Below are 16,120 nucleotides of genomic sequence, written 5' to 3'. Positions count from 1 at the left end.
AAAACTCCTGGGTGGGTGGGCTGAAAACTCTAGCTTACTATTGCGTGAAACCGGACGAAGGGCTTGTACCGGTGTGCTCGGTTGAACGGTTCAGCGTCTATGCTGGTCCACTGACTTCCACTGTCCGATCACACAGGTGAACGAAATGGCCAAGACATACAGCTACGCCGCGCAGAACGCCAAGGATGCCCTCAAGCCCTACACCTTCGAGCGCCGCGCACCGGGGGCGGAGGATGTGCAGATCGACATTCTGTATTGCGGCGTCTGCCACTCCGACCTGCACACCGCGCGCAACGAGTGGCACAACACCCTGTACCCGTCGGTGCCCGGCCATGAAATCGTTGGCCGCGTCACGGCGGTGGGCGCCAGCGTGAAAAACTTCAAGGTCGGCGACCTCGCCGGCGTTGGTTGCATGGTGGACAGCTGCCAGCACTGCGCGTCGTGCGCCGAGGGCGAGGAACAGTACTGCGAGAACGGTTTTACCGGCACCTACAACGGCCCGGTGTTTGGCGGTGAAAACACCTTTGGCGGCTACTCCGACAGCATCGTGGTCAAGGAGAAGTTCGTACTGCGCATTTCCCACGACGACAGCAACCTGGCAGCCGTGGCGCCATTGCTGTGCGCGGGCATCACCACCTATTCGCCGCTGCACCACTGGCAGGTCGGCCCCGGCAAGAAAGTCGGCGTGGTCGGCCTTGGTGGTCTTGGCCATATGGCAGTCAAGATCGCCCACGCCATGGGCGCCCATGTGACCTTGTTCACCACCTCACCGAACAAACGCGAAGACGGCCTGCGCCTGGGCGCCGACCAGGTGGTGGTGTCGAAAAATGCGGACGAGATGGCCAAGGTCACCAACAGCCTGGATTTCATCCTCAACACCGTCGCCGCGCCCCACGACCTCGACGCGTTCCTCAACCTGCTCAAGCGTGACGGCACCATGACGTTGGTCGGCGCCCCCGACAGCCCGCACCCGTCGCCGTCGGTATTCAACCTGATCTTCAAGCGCCGCAGCCTGGCGGGTTCGTTGATCGGCGGGATTCAGGAGACCCAGGACATGCTGGATTTCTGTGCCAAGCACAAGATTGTCTCGGACATCGAGATGATCGATATCCAGGGGATCAATGATGCGTATGAGCGGATGCTCAAGGGCGATGTGAAGTATCGGTTTGTGATTGATATGGACAGCCTGAAAAAAGAACGCAACGCGGCCTGAAAACACGGCCCACCTGAATGTGGGCCTTGCTTTCTGTGGGAGCAGGCAAGCCAGCTCCCACAGAAAAGCCTGCACCCACCTGTTTGCTCAGTGCTGTTGCTTAGACCGACAAGTGCTCATACAAAATCGTCGCACCCACCACCATCAACACCACCCCGCCCACCATCTCTGCACGCTTGCCCACCACCGTGCCCAGCACGCGCCCGAGCATCATGCCGATGGTCACCATGGTCATGGTCGCCAGGCCAATCGCCGCCGACGCCACCAGGATATTCACATCGACAAACGCCAGGCCCACGCCCACCGCCAGTGCATCGATGCTGGTGGCGAAGGCAGTTACGGCAAGAATCATGAAGGAGTGCTGGGTCGGCTTTTCAACCTCTTCATCCTCGGCCTTCAACCCGTTGTAGATCATATGCAAGCCCAGGGCGACGAGCAGGGTAAAGGCGATCCAGTGGTCCCAGTCTTCCACCCAGCGGGTGGCGGCGTGGCCGATGGCCCAGCCGATCATCGGGGTGATGGCTTCGATCACGCCAAAGATCAGGCCGGCGCGCAGGGCTTCGGTGAGGCGCGGTTTGTGCAGGCTGGAGCCTTTGCCGATGGCCGCCGCAAAGGCGTCGGTAGACATGGCCAGGGCCAGGAGGATCAGAGAAATGGGGTTCACGGTAAGGCTTCCAGTCGGGCTATATGACACAACGACACATCCACGCGCCCGACTTTAGGCATGGAAGTGTCGCTGGTCTCACCAACCGCAAAGCGATGTTCGTACCACGGCAGGTTGCCGAATATGTTGATACGAACGCTTCCAACAGGGTCAGAAGCCGGTTACTCCCCAACGAGGGGGGCGATCATAGGCAGGCACAGATGAAAATTTCGTCAAAAGGCTCAAGGCCGTTGCGGTTTCACCGAGGTGCCGAAGCTATTGCCCATGCGCACACTGGTGGCTGCCGGAGTGGATAGACCCACGGCATTCGGCGCGCGTTTATCGATGGGAATGTTTTGCGCCTCGCGGTTTTTCTTCGCCGCCTTGGTCGCATTGCTGTCACTGCCCATCTGTTGGCTCAGGCAGCCGTAATCGGGCGCCTTGTAGCCGTCTACCGAGACTTCGGTGCAGGTGCTCTTGCTGTTGTCGGCGTGGGCAAGCACGGGCAGGGCGGCGCACAGCAACAGGCTGGCAAGGGTGGGGAACAGTTTCATCGGGCCTCCTGGCAGGCCCTGGGAAGTGGGCCGGTAAGGCTTGAAAGTGTAGTGCAGCGGGCATCCCGTCACCGTGACGTTTTTTTTGCCATCACCGTAACATCAGGTTCATAAACTGGCCTCAGGATGACGGTTTTCAAGGACACGTCGGCCGTGCAGCGATGCAGAGCGGGGGGTGAACAGGGAGCCTGGCGGCGCGCCGTATGCGCCCTGGTCTTGCTGTGGCTGCTGGCAGGAGGCCGCGCGGCGCAGGCGGAACCCGCATTGCTGACGTTGGACCTGCCGGCGCAAAACCTGGAGCACGCCCTGCAAGCGTACAGCCGCGCCACCGGCATGGCGGTGCTGGTGGACCGCGAACTGACCCGGGGCCGGCGCTCCATCAGCGTGCATGGGCGCTTCACGGCGCAGGAGGCTCTGGCAATGTTGCTGACCGGGAGTGGCCTGATGGCGCGTTATGCCCGCAGTGATGCATTCACCCTGCAACTGGCGCAGGCTAGCCGGCCTGCCACCACCAAGGGCGCGTCGGCCCGCAACGCCGCGCGGATCAACAACAGCTACGCCACGGCCTTGCAGCAGGCCATCGAAACCAGCCTGTGCGGTTCGCCCCTGACCCGTCCCGGCAGTTTTCGCGCCTTGGTGCAGGTGTGGGTCAACCCGGATGGGCTGATCGAGTACAGCCGGCTGGTCAGCTCCACCGGCGATGAACAACGCGATGAAGCACTGGTGCGCAACCTCAGTGCGGCACGGGTCGAACGCCCCGCGCCGAGCTCGCTGCGCCAGCCGGTGACTTTGCTTTTGATGCCCGACACCACAGGAACACGCATGGAATGCACAGCAGGGAAGGGAGCCACGCACGGATGAAAAATACCGGGCACAGCACGATGGTCAGTTTGTTCCTGGCGTCCTACGAAGACTTCAAGGTACGTTTGCGCAAGCGCCTGGGCTCGGAGGACCTGGCCAACGACGTCCTGCACGAAACCTACTTGCGGGTGGACCGCATGGACGTGCCGCCAAACCTCGCACAACCCAACGCCTACCTCTACCGCATGGCCTTGAACATCGCCGCCGACCGCCGCCAGGCCGACGCGCGCCTGCTCACCGGCAGCGAAGTCGAAGAATTGCTGCAAACCGCCGACGAAGCCCAGGACCCGTCGCGGGTGGTGGGCGGCCAGCGCGAGGTGCAATCGTTGGTCAAAGCCCTGTATGAGCTGCCCGCCCGCCGGCGCAAAATCCTCATCGCCGCGCGCCTGGAAGAAGCGCCACACCTGGAAATCTCCCAGCGTTTTGGCATTTCCACGCGCATGGTCGAGAAGGAAATCAAGGCCGCCCTCGGCCACTGCGCCAAGCGCCTCGAAAGAAAAGTGATTCAGCGGTTCGGTCCCGGGGCCGGAAAACCGTCTTAGTGTCGAGTCCCTGATAAAACCGTGAGTATGTGCGCGCTTGAACATTTTTAACCTCTCCACCGCCCGGGCAGCCTCCGCCAGCCCTTTGCACGATGAAGCCCGCGACTGGCTGCTCCTGCTGACGTCGGGCCGCGCCACCGTGGCCGACGCCAAGGCCTTGCAGGCCTGGCGCGCCCAGAGCCCGGAACATGCCCAGGCGTTCGAGCAAACCAAGGCGTTGTGGCAGCAACTGGGGCCCGCCTTGGAGCACGCCGCGCCATCGCGCAGCTTTGGCCGCCGTGCGTTCCTGGGTGGCGCGATAGCCGCCTCGGCGGCGTTGGTCATGGTGCGCGTCGGCACGCCGGGCGGTTTCGCCGGGCTCACGGCCGACTATCGCACCGAAGTCGGCGAGCAGCGCCAAGTGCTGTTGAGTGACGGCGTCAGTCTGGAACTCAATACGCAGACCCGGATCAGTCGGATCGGGGAGGGCATTGAATTGCTAGAGGGTGAAGTTGAGGTGGTCGCCCGTCTTGCACAACCGCTGCGGGTCCAGGCCGGGGACGGCTGGGTGAGCGCCGCGCAGGCCCGCTTCAATGTGCGCAACACCGACCACAGCGTGTGCGTGACCTGTATCGAGGGCTCTCTCTCGGTGGATGCGGGCGGGCACAGCGTGAGCCTGGGCAGCGGCCGTCAGTTGACCTACAGCGCGGCGGGCATCGGCGCGCCCGTGGTGGTAGACACCCAGGCCGTGGTGGCCTGGCGCGAACAGGTGCTGGTGTTCAATAACGCCACGCTGGCCACGGTGGTGGACGAGATCAATCGCTATCGCCCGGGGATGCTGGTGTTGCTCAACAAGGAACTGGGCCAGCGCCGGGTGCAGGCGCGGTTCAGCTTGCAGCAGCTGGCCGGCGTGGCGTTGCTGATTCGCGACGCGTACGGCGCCAAGTGCACGGAACTGCCGGGTGGCGTCGTGCTGTTGAGCTGACGCAGGGCGGTCCTGTAGGCTCAAGCGACATTCGCCTGCTTGATGCCGAAAAAGTACCCCATGGAAGAACTGATCTATAAGGTCGTGCACTGGCTCAGCGAGACCCATCCCGGACGCCTGGGCCGGCCGATGTACCGTTTCGAAATCGTCGCCATCGTCATTTTCATGCTTGCGAGCATGATCGGTGCCGCGCTGTACCGAGCCAAGCGCAAAGCCTTCAAACAACGCACCGCGCAAACCCTGGAAGCCAAGACGCTGGTCGCGACCTCCGTGACCGACGCCAACGGTCAGGCGGTCAAGCACCTCGCGACGCTGCGCCAGGACGTCAACGGCTACGTGGTCACTGTCAGCCGCGACGGGGCCGAGCGCTGCCGGGCATCGCTAAGCTCACTGGATGAGGTGGACCAGTACCTCAGGGCTCATACCGCGTTTGTGCTGTCTGACTTTCGCTAATTCAACGGCCCCACCACCTGCCGATAACGCTCCACCCCCTGCGGCGTCTGGCGCACCAGGCTGATCTCCAGCCCCAACGGTTCCTCCCGCCGATTGCCGCTCAACTGGCGCCAGCCCTTGTCCTTGTCCCACACGCGCACCTGCACATCACTGACGCCCGCCAGCACCACCACGCCGTCCTTGGCCGCCGGCAACGGGAAGCGGTCCCGCGCCGGCGCGGCGGCCCGGTACAGCGCGTCGCCCTTGAGCCACCAGCGCACCCGTTGCAAGCCATCGCCTGTGGCCGGTGCGCTGCGGATCACCTCCAGGCGAAAGCCCTTGCTGTCGGAGCTGCGCACCGTCACGGCGGCCAGCCCGGCGTCCTTTGTGGTACCGGGTTCGGCCAGTTCAACGCTGGCGCGCAGGCTGATATCGCGCTGCATCTGGTTCAACGCCCGCAACAACCCCTCGGTTTGTTCGGTGCTGGCCTGTAGATGCTGGTCGGCACGGGTCACGCTGTCGAGCCCGCGCCAGGCGATGACGCTGACCAGCGCCATGAGCATGATCGCGACCATCACTTCGATCAGGGTAAAGCCTTGCTGGGACTTGTTCATGGCTGGCTCACCACCCGCAGCAAACCGGCGGCGTCGCGTTGCAGGCCGAGGCTGTGTTGCCCGTCCGACAGCACCACGCGCAGCGGCGGGTTGATCCATTCGGCATTGAGCACCAGGGTTTGCCGGGGCTCGACAGTCAGTTGCATCGGCGTGCTCTCCCATAAGCGCGGGCGCAGTTGGGCGTCGCCCTGGAACGCTTCCACGCCCAGGCCATCGTCACTGCGGCGGTTGAAGCGAAAGCCCTTGGCATCGGCGCGCAAGCTGATCGGGCGGCCGTCGGCGCGGGCTTCGGCCTGGGCGATTTGCAGTAACTGGCTCAGGCGTTCGGCGTCCTTGCGCAGCAGTTTCAGCGGGTCGGGTTTGATCGTCAGGCTGATGGCGGCGCTGGCGATGCCGATGATCACCAGCACCACCATCAGCTCGATCAGGGTGAAGCCTTGCTGTTTCATCGGTCGGCTCCTGGAGAACTGGCGAGGTTGTGAAATAAAAAAGTGCGAATTGCTCTGTAGGCTGAGGCCACGGACAAACAGGAGGTCCACCCCATGGCATTCGCCCTTCGTGTTTCACCCGCCCACGGCGTGCAGGCGCTGGCCTTGCTCGCGGCCTTGGCTGGCGGGGTGATCTGGACGCCGCTGCTGCTCACATCCGCCGAATCCCACACGCCCCAGGCCTCGCCCCAGGCGTTGGCGGCCCGCAGTGAAAACCCGGCGTTGCAGTGGTTTGCGAATGCGCCGAGCGCTCTGCAAGTCAAGGTCACCGGCGTGCTGGCCGGCGCGCGTGGTGCGGTGGCGATCCTCAGCCTCAACGATGGCCCGCCGCGCAGTTTCCTTGTGGGTGAACGCCTCAGCCCCGGCGTGCGCCTGACGGCGATTGAAGGCAGCGCCGTGGAGCTTGAGCGCGGCGGCGAAAAGGTCCGCGTCAACCTCGACAAGCTGCCGGATGGCCCCGCGTTGCCACGCCTCACTCGGCCATGACCTGGGTGTCCAGCCGCGCCAGGGGCGGCGCTTCGCGGCTGGCGTCGAGTACCCGCAACGTCACTTGAAACAGGCGGCCATCGGCGTTGATGGTCTGCTCGCAGCGCAGTTTCAAACGGCCCTGGTCGCAGTCGAACGTCTTTATGCCGCCACGCAGGTGGCCTTCCAGGCGCAGTTCCGCCAGGCGACTCTGCGCCGCCAGCAACGCCATGGATTTATCCCGCAGCAAGCCATTGCTCTGGGTCATCAGCCCGGCCACGCGCACGGCGGCGGCCATGGCCACGGCGATGATCGCCAGCGCCACCAGCACTTCAATCAGGGTAAAACCTTGCGCGTTGCGACGGCCGACCATGGCGCTCTCAAAGGCGGGAAACAGGCCCGCAGACTAGCGCCGCGAGTTGACCGATTGGCGACCGAAACTCCCGAGGATTTTCAATACGACTGACATGTGTTCTTGCAACACTGCGCCACGAAATGCACCCCAGCCAAGGAATGTCGAGATGGATATCGCGCGCCTAACAACCCCCTTGCTCAGCCCTCGCGGCCAGCGTGGCTTCACCTTGATCGAGATCATGGTGGTGGTGGTCATCCTCGGGATTCTCGCGGCAATGGTCGTGCCCAAGGTGCTGGACCGCCCGGACCAGGCACGCGCCACGGCCGCCAAGCAGGACATCGGCGGGTTGATGCAGGCGCTGAAACTCTATCGCCTCGACCACGGCTCCTATCCGAACATGACCCAGGGTTTGAAAGTGCTGGTGGAACGCCCGGCTGATGCAAAAAACAGCAGCTGGCGCGCCTACCTCGATCGCCTGCCCAATGACCCGTGGGGCCACCCTTATCACTACCTCAACCCGGGCGCCAACGGTGAGGTCGATGTGTTCTCCCTCGGCGCCGATGGCCAGCCGGATGGCGACGGCGTGAATGCCGATATCGGCTCCTGGCAGTTGTAAGGCGCGCCATGAAACGGCATTCGCCCCCAGCGGCGAAGCAGCGCGGCATGGCGATCATCAGCGCGTTGCTGATCGCGGCCGTGGTCGCGGTGATCGCCGGTGGCATGCTCACGCGCCAGACCGTGTTCACCCGCAGCCTCGAAGCCGAGCAATTACGCGTGCAGGGCCAGTGGCTGTTGCAGGGCAGCCTTGAGCGCAGCCGGCAGATGTTGTGGGAGGCACGCCAGAAGGACGTGCTGACGCGCCTCGACCAGCCCTGGGCCTATGCCCAACGGGGTGCGTTTGAAGGGCGCATCGAGGACGAACAGGGCAAGTTCAACCTGCGCAACCTGGTCAACCGCCAGTTGCCGGATGCCGAGCAACTGCAAAGCTTCGAGCGCCTGTGCCGTACGTTGGGGGTCGATCCGGCGGTGAGCCGGCGCATCAGCCAACGGGTGATCGGCTCTTATGAAGTGCCGGCCAAGTACCCGATGCTGCGCAGCGTGGACGAGTTGAGCGCCATCGAAGGCCTTGACCCCGTGCTGCTGCGCCGCCTGCAAACCTATATCAGCGTGCTGCCCGGGCCGAGCTGGGTCAACGGCAACACCGCCAGCGCCGAAGTGCTCAGCGCGGTAGTACCGCAACTCAGTCTGTCCCAGGCCCAAGGCTTGGTGGCGGAGCGTGACAGCGGCCAGTGGTTTATCAACCGTGGGGATTTCGTCAACCGTCTGCATTTGCCCCAGGTGGCGGTGGAGTCGGTGCAGGTGGGCATTACCAGCGAGTGGTTTCGCGTGCAGGGCCAGGCCCGGCGTGAGCAGCGGCGGGTGACCATCGACGCCTTGCTGCACCGCCCGCAAGAGCGCCAGCCGCAGGTGATCTGGTCGCGGGTGGGCGTATGAAACGCTTGCGCATTGGCTTGCCGCCGCTGGATCAATTGACTGCCGAAAGCCAGGTCAAATTCGCTTGGCTGGAGCGTGGCGTGATCGTCGCCGAAGGCCATGAAAGCCTGCTCCAATTGAGCAAACACCGGCAGGCAGCGGAGTGTTTCCTGCACCCACGCGACAGCCTGCTCACCAGCCTTGAACTGCCGCCACTGCCCGCTGCAAAAACCGCCGCCGCCGTGGCCTGCGCCGCGCAAGCGTTGATCCTCGGCCCGCTGGAACAGATGCACGTGGGCCACGGCCCGCGCGACAGCGAAGGCCGCGTGCAAGTGGCCTGGGTGCCCAAGGCCGGGCTGGAACGGCTGGCCCTGGTGCCGCTCAAGTTGCGTGGCCTGTATCCGGCGCCTTACGCCTTGCCAGTGGGTGCTGCCGCCCTGGATGACGGCTATCTGTTGACCCGCGACAGCCTGCACCAAGGCGCCGTGCATCCGCTGGGCCAGCAAGGGCTGGATATGCCGCTGGTGGACGCCGCGCAGCGTTGGACGGGCGCAGCACCCGCCTGGGGGTTGCATGCGCGCTTCAGCCAAGCAGCCAGCGGCGGCTGGGGCAGGGCGCTGGCCTGTGTCGCGCTGGCCACGGCCGTGTGGACCCTGGGCCTCAACCTCTACGCCGCACGCCAAGTAGATGAAGGTCAGCGCCTCAAGGCCCTGATGAGCCAGCAGGTGCGCCAGGCATTCCCCGAATTGCCGGTGGTGCTCAACCCCTTGCAGCAGGCCCGCCAACAATTGGCCGCGCGCCAGACCGGTGCCGCCGCCGACCCCGGCCAGCGCTTCAGCAGCCTGTTGCAACTGGCGGGCAGCAACCTGCCGTTTATGGTCGCCAGCGTCGAGCGCCTGACCTTTGAACAAGGGCGCCTGCACCTGCAATTGCTCAGCGACAGCCGCAACCCGACGGCCCAGGCCGACTGGCAGGCTGCGCTGGCCCAGGCCGGTTTTGCCGCGACACGCGACGAGCACGGCTGGAGCATTGGCCCGGCAGCGACGGGAGCCAGTGATGAATAAGTGGACGCGACAATTGCGCGTGTTCTGGAACGGCCTGGCCCTGCGTGAAAAACGCATGCTGTCCGGCGTCGGCGTGCTGCTGGCGGGCCTGCTGACCTGGCTGATCCTGATCCAGCCCGCGTTGAAAAAAATTGATTACTGGCAAGCCGAAACCCCCAAGTTGCGCGCCCAGGCTGAAGCCTTGCAGGTGCTGTTGCAAGGCGTCGCCGCGCCGCGTCAGGCCGATGAGGCTTCATTGCGCCAGGCCCTCGACAGCGCCGGCCTGCAAGGCCATTACCAATTGCAGGCGCAGGCCCCGGGCGGCTGGCACCTGACCTTCGACAACGCCCCGGCCGACGCGGTGGTGGACTGGCTGCTGGGCAATCCCCGTTCGTTTTCCCTGGAGGTGTCCGAGGCGCGTTTGCAACGTGCCGGGGATGCCGTCGATAACTCGGCCGGCACTGTGTCCGGGACCGTTCGCATGGATCAGGCGCTTGGCGCTAAGGAAGCTTCATGAAGTGGTCAGTTCCCCCGTTTCGTATGGCCGCGCCGTTGCTATTGCTGGCCCTCAGTGCGTGCAGCAACCAGGCGGCCAAGCCGTTGCTGGTGGACAGCGAACTCGGCCAACCCCTGGCCGACACCCGCCGCAGCAGCGACAGCCCGCTGGACCGCCAACGCGAACTCGCGCCCAAGCCGGCCGTGCAACACCCGATCACCAATAGCGCCCGTGGCCACGCCCCGGCCGCGATCAAGGCGCGCAACCCACTGGGTGACCAGCCGGTGCAGCTGAACTTTGTCGATGCGGATATCCAGGCGGTGGTGCGCGCCTTGTCCCGCGCCACGGGCCAACAGTTCCTCGTGGACCCACGGGTAAAAGGCAACCTGACCCTGGTCAGCGAAGGCCAGGTGCCGGCGCACCAGGCCTACGACATGCTGCTGGCGGCGCTGCGCATGCAGGGCTTTAGCGTGGTGGACGTGGGCGGCGTCGCCCAAGTAGTGCCCGAAGCCGACGCCAAGCTGCTCGGCGGGCCGATCTACAGCGCTGGCAGCAGCGGCATGCAGACCCGCACCTTCCGCCTGCAATACGAAAACGCGGTGAACCTGATCCCGGTGCTGCGCCCCATCGTGTCGCCGAATAACCCGATCAACGCCTACCCCGGCAACAACAGCATCGTCATCACCGACTACGCGGAAAACCTCGCCCGCGTGGCGCAGATCATCAGCGGCATCGACACCCCCAGCGCCATCGACACTGATGTGGTCAAGGTGCAGAACGGCATCGCCGTCGACATCGCGGCGATGGTCGCCGAGCTGCTCGACACCCAAGGCGCCGACCAGACCCAGAAGATCAACGTGGTCGGCGACCCCCGTTCCAACTCGATCATCATCCGCTCCGGCAGCCCCGAGCGTACGGAGCTGGCGCGCAACCTGATCTACAAACTCGACAACGCCCAGAGCAACCCGAGCAATATGCACGTGGTGTACCTGCGCAACGCACAGGCGGGCAAGCTGGCGCAGTCGCTGCGTGGCTTGTTGACCGGCGAGAGTGAGTCCGGGGTCAGCGACGAGGCGCGGGGCAAGCTCAGTGCCATGGGCGGCACAGGCCAGAACACCCAAGGCACCTCCGCGCAAAACAGCAGCGGCACGCCCACCGGCAGCGGTGTGCAATCGAGTTACGGCCAGGACAAACAAAGCACCGGCGCCACTACCAGCAAGGACCAGGACACCGCCTTCAGTGCCGGCGGCGTGACCATCCAGGCCGACGCGACCACCAACACCTTGCTGATCTCCGCGCCGGACCCGTTGTACCGCAACCTGCGCGAAGTGATCGACATGCTCGACCAACGCCGCGCGCAGGTGGTGATTGAAAGCCTGATCGTCGAAGTCGGCGAGGACGATGCCACTGAGTTTGGTGTGCAATGGCAGGCGGGCAACCTCGGGGGCAAGGGTGGTTTTGGCGGCGTCAACCTAGGCGGCAGTGGCGTGAATGCGACGCCTACCAGCAAGACCAGCATCGATGTGTTGCCCAAGGGGCTGAACATCGGGTTGGTCAATGGCACCGTGGATATTCCGGGGATTGGCAAGGTGCTGGATCTCAAGGTGTTGGCCCGCGCGTTGAAGAGCAAGGGCGGCACCAACGTGCTGTCGACGCCGAACCTGCTGACCCTGGACAACGAAGCGGCGAGCATTTTTGTCGGGCAGACGATTCCGTTTGTCACGGGCAGCTATGTGACCGGGGGCGGGGGGACCAGCAACAACCCGTTCCAGACGGTGCAGCGTGAGGAAGTGGGGCTGAAGCTGAATGTGCGGCCGCAGATTTCCGAGGGCGGCACGGTGAAGCTGGATATCTATCAGGAGGTCAGCAGCGTGGACACGCGGGCTTCGGTGGATGCGGGGACGGTGACCAATAAGCGGGCGATTGATACCAGCATTCTGTTGGATGACGGGCAGATCATGGTGCTGGGTGGGTTGCTGCAGGATGGGTATAGCCAGAGCAATGATGCTGTGCCGTGGTTGTCGGATATTCCGGGGTTGGGGGCGTTGTTTCGTAATGAGAAGCGCAGTGTGACGAAGACGAATTTGATGGTGTTTTTGCGGCCCTACATCATTCGGGACAGTGGGGCGGGGCGCAGTATTACGTTGAATCGGTATGAGTTTATGCGGCGGGCGCAAGGGGGGGTGCAGCCGGAGCATAGTTGGGCGATGCCGGATGTGCAGGCGCCGCAGTTGCCCTCGGTGGATAAGGCGATTCCTGGGGCGCCGCGGGCTGTGATTCGGGCGGTGCCGCAGTGATTGTCGGGTACATATCCGTTTCTTCGGTAACGGCCGCTTATGGTTCCGCTCTTACAGCGGCTCACTTTTGGAAAGGCCCAAAAGTAAGCAAAAGGCCTTCGCCCCACCACTCGGCACCTCGCTTAGGCTCGGTGTGCCCGAACGAAGGCTTGAATCCGTGGGCCGCCGTCATGGGCCATCCCTGGCCCAGGACTGCTAACCCGGCGTCCTGCCGGGTTACCCACGGATTCAAGCCTGAGTTCGGCCAGCGTGGTTTTACGGGGCGACGGAGATCAAGATCAAAAGCAGATCAAAAGCAGATCAAATGCCGGTCTGGTGTACACCACCCTGTGGGAGCTGGCTTGCCTGCGATGCAGGCGACTCGGTACATCAGGCACACCCAGTTGATGCCATCGCAGGCAAGCCAGCTCCCACAGGGGAACGCGTCGGCTTCACCGATCAGGTCGGCTACTAGGCCGCCTCGCTTTGCTTTTGATCTTAGGCGCCCCGTTAAACACGCTGGCCGGAATTCGACATGGATTACGGGCATGCCGAGCCTAGGCGAGGCACCGAGTGTTGGGGCAAGAGCGTTTTGCTTACTTTTGCGCTCTTCAAAAGTGAGCCGCCGTAAGGGCGGAACCAATAGTCGCCGTGACCAAAAAAACGGATATGTACTCCAATGAGCCTACTCCCCTACGCCTGGGCCAAATCCCAACGCATCCTCCTGCACAACAACGCCGAAGGCATGCTGCTAACGGTGTGCCCCTCAACCCCCGGCTGGTCCATCAGCGAAGTCCACCGCCAATTCGGCCAATCCCCCATCGAACAAGTCCGCGACGACGAACTCGACGGCCTCCTCACCAGCGCCTACGCCGACACCGGCAGCGCCGCCGCCGTCGTGGGCGCCGCCGAAAACGAGGTCGACCTCGACCGCCTCATGCAAGACATGCCCGAAGTCACCGACCTGCTCGACACCCAGGACGGCGCCCCCGTGATCCGCATGATCAACGCGTTGCTCACCCAAGCCGCCCGCGACGAAGCCAGCGACATCCACATCGAACCCTACGAAACCCACTCCGTGGTGCGCTACCGCGTCGACGGCACCCTGCGCGACGTCGTGTCCCCACGCAAGGCCCTGCACGGCGCGCTGGTCTCGCGGATCAAGATCATGGCCCAACTCGATATCGCCGAAAAACGCCTGCCCCAGGACGGTCGCATCGCCCTGCGCGTGGCCGGGCGGCCCATCGACATTCGGGTGTCCACGGTGCCCACCGGCCACGGCGAACGCGTCGTCATGCGCCTGCTGGACAAACAAGCCGGGCGCTTGCAACTGGAAACCCTGGGCATGGAGCCGCAGCTGTTGGCCCGCCTCGACACCCTGATCCGCCAGCCCCACGGCATCGTGCTGGTCACCGGGCCCACCGGCAGCGGCAAGACCACCAGCCTCTACGCCGCCCTGGCACGACTGGACGCGAGCACCAGCAATATCCTCACCGTCGAAGACCCGGTGGAATACGACTTGCCGGGCATCAGCCAGATCCAGGTCAACGCCAAGATCGACATGACCTTCGGCCTCGCCCTGCGCGCGATCCTGCGCCAGGACCCGGACATCATCATGATCGGCGAGATCCGCGACCTGGAGACCGCGCAAATCGCCGTGCAGGCCTCGCTCACCGGTCACTTGGTATTGGCGACCCTGCACACCAACGATGCGGTGTCGGCGGTCAACCGCTTGATCGACATGGGCGTCGAACCCTTCCTGCTGGCGTCGTCGTTGTTGGGCGTGTTAGCCCAGCGCCTGGTGCGCCGGCTGTGCCCGCATTGCAAGCAGGAAGACCCGGCCGCGCCCGGCACCTGGCGCCCGGTCGGCTGTGCGCACTGCAACCAGATCGGCTACAGCGGCCGTACGGGGATTCACGAATTGTTCAGCGTCGATGACGACGTGCGCAGCCTGATCCACCAGGGCGCCGGCGAGCAGGACCTGCGCCTGGCCGCCCGCCGCGCCGGCATGTTCAGCATGCGTGAAGACGGCGAACGCTGGGTGCGCAGCGGCGCCACCGCACCCGAAGAAATCCTGCGTGTGACACGGGACGCCTGATGAATCGCTATCGTTTTGAAGCCGCCGATGCCAGCGGCAAGGTCGAGTCCGGGCATGTGGAGGCCGACAGCCAGAGCGCGGCATTTGCCAACCTGCGCGGACGCGGTTTGACCGCGTTGCTGGTGCAGCTCGAAGGCAACCCATCGGTCGCCAGCAGTAGCTTGTTCACCCCCAAGCTCTCGGACAACGATTTGGCCTGGGCCACGCGCCAATTGGCCAGCCTGCTGGGCGCCAGCCTGCCGTTGGAAGCGGCGCTGAGCGCGACGGTGGAGCAGGCCGAGAAAAAACACATCGCCCAGACCCTGGCCGCCGTGCGCGCCGATGTGCGTGGTGGCATGCGCCTGGCGGAGGCGTTGGCGGCGCGGCCACGGGACTTTCCGTCGATCTACCGCGCGCTGATCGCGGCGGGGGAGGAGTCCGGCGACCTGGCCCAGGTGATGGAACGCCTCGCCGACTACATCGAGGAACGCAACAACCTGCGCGGCAAGATCCTCACCGCGTTTATCTACCCCGGGGTGGTGGGGCTGGTGTCCATCGGTATTGTGATTTTCCTGTTGAGCTACGTCGTGCCGCAGGTGGTCAGCGCGTTCTCCCAGGCGCGCCAGGACTTGCCGGGGCTGACCCTGGCGATGCTCAACGCCAGCGACTTCATCCGCGCCTGGGGCTGGCTGTGTTTTGCCGGAATCGTTGGCGGGTTCTGGAGTTGGCGCCTGTATCTGCGCAACCCCGTGGCGCGCCTGAATTGGCATAGCCGCGTGTTGCGCCTGCCGCTGATCGGGCGCTTTGTGCTGGGCCTCAACACCGCACGCTTCGCCTCGACCCTGGCGATCCTCGGCGGCGCCGGTGTGCCGCTGTTGCGTGCGCTGGAAGCGGCGCGGCAAACCCTATCCAACGACCGCCTTGATCAGTGCGTCAGTGACGCCACGGCCAAAGTCCGCGAAGGCGTCAACCTGGCCCCGGCGCTGGCGGTGGAGAAGGTATTCCCACCGGTGCTGATCCACCTGATCGCCAGCGGCGAAAAAACCGGCGCGCTGCCGCCGATGCTGGAGCGCGCGGCGCAGACGTTGTCCCGCGATATTGAGCGAAGGGCCATGGGCATGACCGCGTTGCTGGAGCCGCTGATGATCGTGGTGATGGGCGCGGTCGTGCTCGTCATCGTCATGGCCGTATTGCTGCCCATCATCGAAATCAACCAACTCGTCACCTGATCCTGCTGTGTGAACACAAATCAACTGTGGGAGCTGGCTTGCCTGCGATAGCGGTGGACCAGATACAAATTCATTGACTGACCCACCGCTATCGCAGGCAAGCCAGCTCCCACATGGGTACTGTGTGTTTTCAGTAAATTTCCTGCGCTCCCGTTCAACCTCGGGTTCCTCATTCCGTCACATCCCAAGCTCTATACGGCCTCCAGCCCCACCCACTGAAACCTCGCTGTCACCTACCCCCAAACCGCTCAAAAGCATGACCAAAACACCCGAGAATCTTTTTAAAAATCAAGCGTTTCCTCCCGAGGTTTTTTCCCATAACCGTCATCGGAAACTGCGACTTTCTCTCCCATGGTTTTCACCCCTGGCCACCCCCGCAAGACGGCTTGGGACCG

18 protein-coding genes and 1 riboswitch are annotated in these 16,120 nt (G+C 64.1%); of the genes, 13 read left to right on the top strand and 5 right to left on the bottom strand.

All coding sequences use genetic code 11. From position 1 onward, the window contains the following. Positions 1-145: 145 nt before the first annotated feature. Positions 146-1,213 (top strand): NAD(P)-dependent alcohol dehydrogenase, encoded by a 1,068-nt coding sequence (locus ACU688_RS20095; protein ID WP_448186102.1) that lies wholly within the window; start codon positions 146-148, stop codon positions 1,211-1,213. Positions 1,214-1,313: 100 nt separating this feature from the next. Here ACU688_RS20095 and mntP read toward each other — a convergent pair whose 3' ends face one another. Together mntP and ACU688_RS20085 are read right to left on the bottom strand one after the other, a co-directional pair. Continuing rightward, on the bottom strand, positions 1,314-1,877 hold the full coding sequence (gene mntP, locus ACU688_RS20090; protein WP_017734596.1) for a manganese efflux pump MntP: 564 nt from the start codon (positions 1,875-1,877) through the stop codon (positions 1,314-1,316). Positions 1,878-1,890: 13 nt separating this feature from the next. After that, positions 1,891-2,059, bottom strand: a riboswitch (yybP-ykoY riboswitch). A 39-nt stretch (positions 2,060-2,098) separates the two neighbouring features. Then, positions 2,099-2,410: a hypothetical protein gene (locus ACU688_RS20085; RefSeq protein WP_448186101.1), complete on the bottom strand. Its 312-nt coding sequence runs from the start codon at positions 2,408-2,410 to the stop codon at positions 2,099-2,101. 216 nt (positions 2,411-2,626) lie between these two features. Here ACU688_RS20085 and ACU688_RS20080 point away from each other — a divergent pair, with 216 nt between their 5' ends. The 4 genes from ACU688_RS20080 to ACU688_RS20065 are packed head-to-tail and all read left to right on the top strand — an operon-like array spanning position 2,627 to position 5,230. Further along, positions 2,627-3,271, top strand: a complete 645-nt coding sequence (locus ACU688_RS20080; protein WP_448186296.1) for a secretin and TonB N-terminal domain-containing protein — start codon at positions 2,627-2,629, stop codon at positions 3,269-3,271. Next, positions 3,268-3,813, top strand: coding sequence for an RNA polymerase sigma factor (locus ACU688_RS20075; RefSeq protein WP_017734599.1), 546 nt, complete (start codon positions 3,268-3,270; stop codon positions 3,811-3,813). The genes ACU688_RS20080 and ACU688_RS20075 overlap by 4 nt, the downstream gene beginning before the upstream one ends. A 37-nt stretch (positions 3,814-3,850) precedes the next feature. Then, the gene (locus ACU688_RS20070; protein ID WP_448186100.1) at positions 3,851-4,777 is read left to right on the top strand and encodes a FecR family protein; all 927 of its coding nucleotides are present in this window, start codon (positions 3,851-3,853) and stop codon (positions 4,775-4,777) included. 60 nt (positions 4,778-4,837) lie between these two features. Then, entirely contained in the window at positions 4,838-5,230 is a 393-nt protein-coding gene (locus ACU688_RS20065; RefSeq protein ID WP_448186099.1) for a hypothetical protein, read from the top strand. On the opposite strand, the gene gspJ is transcribed toward ACU688_RS20065, so the two are convergent. After that, a complete protein-coding gene (gspJ, locus tag ACU688_RS20060) occupies positions 5,227-5,823 on the bottom strand; it encodes a type II secretion system minor pseudopilin GspJ (protein ID WP_448186098.1) in 597 nt (198 codons plus the stop codon). The genes ACU688_RS20065 and gspJ overlap by 4 nt on opposite strands. After that, complete coding sequence (gene gspH, locus ACU688_RS20055) at positions 5,820-6,272, bottom strand: type II secretion system minor pseudopilin GspH (RefSeq protein WP_448186097.1); 453 nt, start codon at positions 6,270-6,272, stop codon at positions 5,820-5,822. Before gspH ends, gspJ begins: the two co-directional genes overlap by 4 nt. A gap of 93 nt (positions 6,273-6,365) precedes the next feature. Between gspH and ACU688_RS20050 the strand changes: the two genes are divergently transcribed. Beyond that, positions 6,366-6,797, top strand: a complete 432-nt coding sequence (locus tag ACU688_RS20050; RefSeq protein ID WP_448186096.1) for a type II secretion system protein N — start codon at positions 6,366-6,368, stop codon at positions 6,795-6,797. Here the strand turns inward: ACU688_RS20050 and gspI are convergent. After that, entirely contained in the window at positions 6,784-7,149 is a 366-nt protein-coding gene (gene gspI, locus ACU688_RS20045; protein ID WP_305433631.1) for a type II secretion system minor pseudopilin GspI, read from the bottom strand. The genes ACU688_RS20050 and gspI overlap by 14 nt on opposite strands. 148 nt (positions 7,150-7,297) lie before the next feature. On the opposite strand from gspI, the gene gspG reads away from it, so the two are divergent. The 7 genes from gspG (at position 7,298) to gspF (ending at position 15,725) form a co-directional block, all read left to right on the top strand. Beyond that, positions 7,298-7,747, top strand: a complete 450-nt coding sequence (gene gspG, locus ACU688_RS20040; protein WP_448186095.1) for a type II secretion system major pseudopilin GspG — start codon at positions 7,298-7,300, stop codon at positions 7,745-7,747. An 8-nt stretch (positions 7,748-7,755) separates the two neighbouring features. Further along, a complete protein-coding gene (gspK, locus tag ACU688_RS20035; protein ID WP_448186094.1) occupies positions 7,756-8,625 on the top strand; it encodes a type II secretion system minor pseudopilin GspK in 870 nt (289 codons plus the stop codon). Further along, positions 8,622-9,668, top strand: coding sequence for a type II secretion system protein GspL (gene gspL, locus ACU688_RS20030; RefSeq protein WP_448186093.1), 1,047 nt, complete (start codon positions 8,622-8,624; stop codon positions 9,666-9,668). The genes gspK and gspL overlap by 4 nt, the downstream gene beginning before the upstream one ends. Next, positions 9,661-10,164, top strand: a complete 504-nt coding sequence (locus tag ACU688_RS20025; protein WP_448186092.1) for a type II secretion system protein M — start codon at positions 9,661-9,663, stop codon at positions 10,162-10,164. The genes gspL and ACU688_RS20025 overlap by 8 nt, the downstream gene beginning before the upstream one ends. Next, entirely contained in the window at positions 10,161-12,440 is a 2,280-nt protein-coding gene (gspD, locus tag ACU688_RS20020; protein WP_448186091.1) for a type II secretion system secretin GspD, read from the top strand. Before ACU688_RS20025 ends, gspD begins: the two co-directional genes overlap by 4 nt. A 658-nt stretch (positions 12,441-13,098) precedes the next feature. Then, entirely contained in the window at positions 13,099-14,517 is a 1,419-nt protein-coding gene (gene gspE / locus ACU688_RS20015; RefSeq protein WP_448186090.1) for a type II secretion system ATPase GspE, read from the top strand. After that, entirely contained in the window at positions 14,517-15,725 is a 1,209-nt protein-coding gene (gspF, locus tag ACU688_RS20010) for a type II secretion system inner membrane protein GspF (RefSeq protein ID WP_448186089.1), read from the top strand. Before gspE ends, gspF begins: the two co-directional genes overlap by 1 nt. The last annotated feature ends 395 nt before the right edge of the window (positions 15,726-16,120 follow it).

Source organism: Pseudomonas acericola (SeqCode), from assembly GCF_053456465.1.
The sequence above is the reverse complement of the archived record's forward strand: the minus strand, read 5'-3'. Positions and strand labels throughout refer to the sequence as shown.

What these genes read in the sequence shown, in the direction of transcription:
- ACU688_RS20095 (WP_448186102.1), top strand. Translation starts at nt 146, where the DNA reads ATGGCCAAGACATACAGCTACGCCGCGCAGAACGCCAAGGATGCCCTC.
- ACU688_RS20085 (WP_448186101.1), bottom strand. Translation starts at nt 2,410, where the DNA reads ATGAAACTGTTCCCCACCCTTGCCAGCCTGTTGCTGTGCGCCGCCCTG.
- ACU688_RS20075 (WP_017734599.1), top strand. Translation starts at nt 3,268, where the DNA reads ATGAAAAATACCGGGCACAGCACGATGGTCAGTTTGTTCCTGGCGTCC.
- ACU688_RS20065 (WP_448186099.1), top strand. Translation starts at nt 4,838, where the DNA reads ATGGAAGAACTGATCTATAAGGTCGTGCACTGGCTCAGCGAGACCCAT.
- gspJ (WP_448186098.1), bottom strand. Translation starts at nt 5,823, where the DNA reads ATGAACAAGTCCCAGCAAGGCTTTACCCTGATCGAAGTGATGGTCGCG.
- gspH (WP_448186097.1), bottom strand. Translation starts at nt 6,272, where the DNA reads ATGAAACAGCAAGGCTTCACCCTGATCGAGCTGATGGTGGTGCTGGTG.
- ACU688_RS20050 (WP_448186096.1), top strand. Translation starts at nt 6,366, where the DNA reads ATGGCATTCGCCCTTCGTGTTTCACCCGCCCACGGCGTGCAGGCGCTG.
- gspI (WP_305433631.1), bottom strand. Translation starts at nt 7,149, where the DNA reads ATGGTCGGCCGTCGCAACGCGCAAGGTTTTACCCTGATTGAAGTGCTG.
- gspG (WP_448186095.1), top strand. Translation starts at nt 7,298, where the DNA reads ATGGATATCGCGCGCCTAACAACCCCCTTGCTCAGCCCTCGCGGCCAG.
- gspK (WP_448186094.1), top strand. Translation starts at nt 7,756, where the DNA reads ATGAAACGGCATTCGCCCCCAGCGGCGAAGCAGCGCGGCATGGCGATC.
- gspL (WP_448186093.1), top strand. Translation starts at nt 8,622, where the DNA reads ATGAAACGCTTGCGCATTGGCTTGCCGCCGCTGGATCAATTGACTGCC.
- ACU688_RS20025 (WP_448186092.1), top strand. Translation starts at nt 9,661, where the DNA reads ATGAATAAGTGGACGCGACAATTGCGCGTGTTCTGGAACGGCCTGGCC.
- gspD (WP_448186091.1), top strand. Translation starts at nt 10,161, where the DNA reads ATGAAGTGGTCAGTTCCCCCGTTTCGTATGGCCGCGCCGTTGCTATTG.
- gspE (WP_448186090.1), top strand. Translation starts at nt 13,099, where the DNA reads ATGAGCCTACTCCCCTACGCCTGGGCCAAATCCCAACGCATCCTCCTG.
- gspF (WP_448186089.1), top strand. Translation starts at nt 14,517, where the DNA reads ATGAATCGCTATCGTTTTGAAGCCGCCGATGCCAGCGGCAAGGTCGAG.